General features: G+C 63.2%; 4 protein-coding genes and 2 tRNA genes. All 6 read right to left on the bottom strand.

Features of this window, described 5'->3' with window-relative positions; translation table 11 throughout:
* Positions 1–200: 200 nt before the first annotated feature.
* Positions 201–1,454: an FAD-dependent oxidoreductase gene (locus B3873_RS05660; protein WP_286864546.1), complete on the bottom strand. Its 1,254-nt coding sequence runs from the start codon at positions 1,452–1,454 to the stop codon at positions 201–203.
* A gap of 2 nt (positions 1,455–1,456) precedes the next feature.
* Positions 1,457–2,260, bottom strand: a complete 804-nt coding sequence (locus B3873_RS05655; protein WP_286864544.1) for an enoyl-CoA hydratase-related protein — start codon at positions 2,258–2,260, stop codon at positions 1,457–1,459.
* Positions 2,261–2,580: 320 nt separating this feature from the next.
* A tRNA-Glu gene (locus tag B3873_RS05650) sits at positions 2,581–2,656 on the bottom strand.
* A 73-nt stretch (positions 2,657–2,729) separates the two neighbouring features.
* Positions 2,730–2,805: transfer RNA gene (locus B3873_RS05645), tRNA-Ala, on the bottom strand.
* A 73-nt stretch (positions 2,806–2,878) separates the two neighbouring features.
* On the bottom strand, positions 2,879–4,279 hold the full coding sequence (gene gltX / locus B3873_RS05640) for a glutamate--tRNA ligase (RefSeq protein WP_134222834.1): 1,401 nt from the start codon (positions 4,277–4,279) through the stop codon (positions 2,879–2,881).
* Positions 4,280–4,414: 135 nt separating this feature from the next.
* Positions 4,415–5,448, bottom strand: a 1,034-nt coding sequence (gene apbC / locus B3873_RS05635; RefSeq protein WP_286864542.1) for an iron-sulfur cluster carrier protein ApbC, incomplete at its 5' end; no start/stop codon positions are given.

Genomic DNA, 5,448 nt, shown 5'->3' with positions numbered 1-5,448 from the left:
CTGGGATTGCTGGTGCTGTGCCGGGTGCTGTTCGGCGGTTTCCGCGGGCGGCATGGCGGTTGGCATGAGAAGCGCCGCTTCATGCAGGCGCGCTGGGAAGCGATGACGCCCGAGGAACGCGAACGCTGCCAGCGCCGCGGCCGCCTGTTCTGCCGCGAAGAGCGCAAGTGAAGGAAAACGTCTTCCCGGGCTGAACCCGGTCAGCCCAGGGCCGAGGGCTGGGGTGCGATATTCCAGTCGCGCTCCTGCAAGCCAATCGACGTGAAGGGATCGACCAAAGTGCCGGCCACCATCCGCGCCAACATTTGCGGTGCGGGCGGCACTACCGACAAGCGCGCCGCCAATTGGTCGCGCACCCAAGGCAACCACACCGAATCGGACTGGTAGAACGGCGTGAACATCGCCGACATCGCCTGGAAGGTCCGCACGTGGCGGCGGCGTGAAGCGGCATAGCGGGGCAGCGCTTGTTGCAGGGTATCGGACTGCTGCAGGGCATGAATCAGCGCCCGTGCATCGAGCAAGGCCATGTTGGCCCCCTGCCCCAGCTGCGGGCTGGTGGAGTGGGCAGCGTCGCCGATGATGGCCAGCCGCTGGCCATAGGGCGAAGGCAGGGTGTGATGGCCGTAGCGCGCCAGCGTCATCTGTTCGAAGCCATCGATCTGAGCCAGATAGGGTTCACATTCCGGCCATAGCGCATGAATTCCCTCCTTCCATGCTTCCAGCCCTCGTTGCTTGAGCTGCTCCACCTGGTCCGGCTTGGTACTCCAGAAGAAGGCCACCATGGGATCATCCTGCTGCCTCGGGCGACCGATGGGTAGCACCCCGATCATGGTGCTGGCACGGCGATAGCGCTGCACCAGCGAATTCACACCGAACGACAGGCCTGGCTGGGCGCGCAAGGAAACCCAGAAGGCTCCATAGGGCAGGCGCTTCGGCTCGCAGGTATTGAGCGCGTGGCGGCGCAGCAGCGAACGGGCACCACTGGCATCGATGACCAGATCGAAGGGACCGACGCGGCGGCCATCCGCAGTGGCCAGGCTGGCACCTGCGCTGCCATGTTCCAGGCCGTTGATCTCATGGCCGGTTTCGGCTTCGATCCCTTCCCGTTGCGCCGCTTCCTGCAGGACGCCGAACAGGGCCGCACGATGGACCGCAATGCCATAGCGTCCTCCGCGCACCGCGTCATACCGCACATCCAGCACCGTCTTGCCGCTGCGGGCATCAGCTCCGTAGAGGCGGTCGATGCGCTGGCCCAGCGCGGCGATGCGCGAGAACAGGCCCAGGTCTTCCAGTACCGTCAGTCCCGTGGGCTGCAGGATAAGGCCGGAACCGACTGGCGCGGCCGTAACGAAGCGCTCCAGCAAGGTGACGCGATGGCCGGCGCGCTTGAGGTAGAGCGCCATGGCCAATCCGGCCGGACCGGCACCGGCGATGGCTACGTGCATGGATTTCATGTTTATCCTGCTGAAGATGAAGCGCGTGTCCAGGCCGGGGCGTCTTTTTCGAGGAAGGCGCGCAGGCCCTCTCGCCCTTCCGGGGAGGCGCGCAGGTCGGCGATGACGCCGGCCGTATATTCCGCCAGTTCAGGCGTGACCTGCAGCGGATTGGCGACCTGTACCAGTTGCTTGGCGGCGCGCATCGCCTGCGGTCCGTTGGCCAGCAAGGTATCGATCACTTGCAGCACCTTGGCATCCAGTTCCTGGGACAGCACCACTTCATGCACCAGGCCGATGGCGGCGGCGCGGATGGCAGTGAAACGCTCGCCCGAGACGAAGAAGCGGCGCGCCTGCGATACGCCCATCTTGGCGATCACGTACGGGCTGATGGCCGCTGGAGCCAAGCCCAGCTTGACTTCGGAAAGTGCAAAGAAGGCCGCCTCGGAAGCCACCACGATGTCGCAGCATGAGACCAGGCCGACACCGCCGCCCATCACTGCGCCCTGGACCTTGGCCACCGTCGGTGCCGGGAAGCTGTTGAGGGTTTCCATCAACAGTGCCAGCTTGCGGGCATCGCGCAGATTGTCCTCGCGCGAGGCGTCGGCCATGCGGCGCATCCAGGCCAGGTCGGCACCGGCGGAGAAGGACTTGCCGGTGGAGGCCAGCAGCAGGACGCGAGTACGCTTGTCGTCACGCGCCTCGTTGATGAGGTCGATCAGGTGGGCGATCAGTTGATCGTCGAAGGCATTGTGGACATCAGGGCGGTTGAGGGTCAGCGTGGCCAGGCCACGAGGGTCGATGTCGAGATGGGCGGCTGCGGTCATGAGGGCTCCTGCGGTGAGGTTTGCCGGGAGGATAGCGCAAAATGCCGGGGGAAAATGTTACTGGAGAGACAAATGCACTAGGTGCCAGCAGACAAAAAAGCCCGCTTGCGCGGGCTTTCGGCTGGCTGGGTTGGCTTGGATTGCGTTCGGTGCGCGCTCAATCGTAGGCTAACGCTCGCTGCGCGAGCGAGGGATTCGCCCACGTGCCGCGGGCCCGGTTTCGCTTGCAAGCGAAACCTTTCGAATCCCCCCGCGATGTGCTCAAGCACATCGCTAGGGGCCACCAAACAAAAAAGCCCGCTTGCGCGGGCTTTTTTATTTGGCGTCCCCTGGGGGATTCGAACCCCCGTACTCACCGTGAAAGGGTGATGTCCTAGGCCTCTAGACGAAGGGGACAAAACGGTCACAACTACAACATTCCTCGAATCAGCTCTTCCGCCAATTCACCCCACATTTCCATGCGGGTCGCTGGTGGAGGTAAGCGGGATCGAACCGCTGACCTCTTGCATGCCATGCAAGCGCTCTCCCAGCTGAGCTATACCCCCGTTGCGAAGAAGCGAGATTATGCAATACCTCTTTTCAAAAGACAACAGCTTTTTGAAAAATAATTTCTTTTTTTCAAAGATATGCCGCCAAGCGTGCCTCTACAGCCTCACGGCCAAACAATTGCAGCACGGCGTCAATGGCCGGCGTCTGCAATTGCCCCGCCACGATCAGGCGCAACGGCATCGCCAGCTGTGGCATCTTGATGCCGTGCGCAGCCAGCACTTCCTTGATCATCGGCGCAATCGCTTCCTTGCTCCACTCCACCGTGGCCACGCGCTGGGCAAAGTCAGCCAGGGCCGGCTTGATCGCCTCGGTAATGTGCTGCGCCACCAGGGCCGCATCCGGGGCCGGCTGGCGATAGAACATCAGCGCCGCAGCCGCAATCTCGTTGACGGTATTGGCACGATCCTTCAGCAGAGCAATCACGGCCGCCAGATCAGGCGCACCTTCGAATACCGCACCCTGTGCCTGCAGCAACGGGCGGACCAGATCAGCCAGACGAGCGTTGTCAGCCAGCTTGATGTAGTGGTTGTTGAGCCAGTTCAGCTTTTCCGGATTGAATTGCGCCGGCGCCTTGGTCAGGTGATCCAGGTCGAACCATTCGCAGAACTGCTGCATCGAGAAAATCTCGTCGTCACCATGGCTCCAGCCCAGGCGCGCCAGATAGTTCAGCATGGCCTCAGGCAGATAGCCCTGGGCCGGGTAATCCATCACGCTCACCGCACCGTGGCGCTTGGACAGCTTCTCGCCATCCGCACCGAGGATCATCGGCACGTGGCCATACTCGGGCAGCGTGCCGCCCAGGGCCTTCAGGATATTGATCTGGCGCGGCGTATTGTTCACATGGTCGTCGCCACGGATGACGTGGGTGATCTTCATGTCCCAATCATCCACCACAACACAGAAGTTGTAGGTCGGCGTGCCGTCCGGACGGGCAATCACCAAGTCATCCAGTTCACGGTTGGAGATGGTGATGGGACCCTTGACCACGTCATTCCAGCTCACCTCGCCGTCTTGCGGATTCTTGAAACGCACCACCGGCTTGCGGCCTTCCGGGATGGCCGGCAGGGTCTTGCCTGGCTCGGGACGCCAGGTGCCGTCGTAGCGCGGCTTCTCGCCGGCCGCACGCTGGCGCTCGCGCATGGCTTCCACTTCTTCCGGGGTGCAGTAGCAGTAGTAGGCCGTACCCTGCTCCAGCATCTGGCCGATCACTTCGCGATAGCGATCCATGCGCTTCATCTGGTAGAACGGACCTTCGTCATGCTCCAGCCCCAGCCACTGCATGCCCTCGATGATGGCCTGCACCGCTTCCGGGGTGGAACGCTCGACGTCGGTATCTTCGATGCGCAGCACGAAAGTGCCGCCGAAGCGACGGGCGTAGGCCCAGGAGAACAGCGCCGTGCGGGCACCGCCCAGGTGCAGGTAGCCGGTGGGGCTGGGAGCGAAACGGGTACGAACTTGAGTGGCAGTCATGATAGCGAGTAAAAATCAGGCCGGTCCTGGAATGCCAGGGCCGGCCATCGGTCAAGCAAAGGAATTCGGAAAGGCGTCATTTTAACGCCTTTGCAGGGCGGCACGCCATGCCGGCGGCCCGCCCCGGGGCGCACATCAGTCGTTCTGCACCACGATGCTGGGGAACTTGCTGGTCATGTCGCGCGCCTTCTCGGCCACCTTCACGGCCACCTTGCGGGCGATGGCCTTGTAGATCTCGGCGACCTTGCCGTCCGGGTCGGCCACCACGGTGGGCTTGCCGGAATCGGTCTGCTGGCGGATTTCCATGGTCAGCGGCAAGGCCCCCAGGAAGTCCACGCCGAAGTCGGCACACATCTTCTCGCCACCGCCCACGCCAAAGATGGGCTCGGCGTGGCCACAGTTGGAACAGACGTGCATGCTCATGTTTTCCACGATGCCCAGGATGGGGATGCCGACCTTCTCGAACATGCGCAAACCCTTGCGTGCATCCAGCAGGGCAATGTCCTGCGGGGTGGTGACGATGACCGCACCGGTGACCGGCACCTTCTGCGACAAGGTCAGCTGCACATCGCCAGTGCCCGGCGGCATGTCGACGATCAGGTAATCCAGGTCGCGCCAGTTGGTCTGGTCCAGCAGTTGCTGCAGGGCTTGCGTGACGATGGGGCCGCGCCAGACCATGGGCTCGTCCGGATCGATCATGAAACCGATGGACGAGACCTGCAGGCCGTGGTTTTCCAGCGGCTCCATGGTCTTGCCATCCTTGGTCTCGGGCTGGCCGGAGATGCCCATCATCATGGGCTGCGAAGGACCATAGATATCGGCATCCAGGATACCCACGCGCGCGCCCTCGGCCGACAGCGCCAGCGCCAGGTTGACCGCCGTGGTGGACTTGCCCACCCCGCCCTTGCCCGACGCCACGGCAATGATGTTCTTGACGTTGCTCTTGAGCTTGATGCCGCGCTGCACCGCGTGCGCCACGATCTTGAAGTAGACGTTGGCCTCGACTGCGGTCACGCCCGGCAGCTTGCCCAGCGCCTCTTCGACCAGCTGGCGGATAGGCGCAATCTGGCTGGCCGCCGGATAGCCCAGCTCCACATCCAGCAGCACGCGGCCAGCCTCGACGCGGATGTTGCGGGCTTCCTTGCCACGGATCATGTCCTTGCCGGTAT

Origin of the sequence: Herbaspirillum sp. UBA812, assembly GCF_002296545.1 — a bacterium.
Taxonomy (GTDB): Bacteria; Pseudomonadota; Gammaproteobacteria; order Burkholderiales; family Burkholderiaceae_D; genus Herbaspirillum; species Herbaspirillum huttiense.
This window is presented reverse-complemented; position numbering and strand designations above follow the sequence as displayed.

What these genes read in the sequence shown, in the direction of transcription:
- B3873_RS05660 (WP_286864546.1), bottom strand. Translation starts at nt 1,454, where the DNA reads ATGAAATCCATGCACGTAGCCATCGCCGGTGCCGGTCCGGCCGGATTG.
- B3873_RS05655 (WP_286864544.1), bottom strand. Translation starts at nt 2,260, where the DNA reads ATGACCGCAGCCGCCCATCTCGACATCGACCCTCGTGGCCTGGCCACG.
- gltX (WP_134222834.1), bottom strand. Translation starts at nt 4,279, where the DNA reads ATGACTGCCACTCAAGTTCGTACCCGTTTCGCTCCCAGCCCCACCGGC.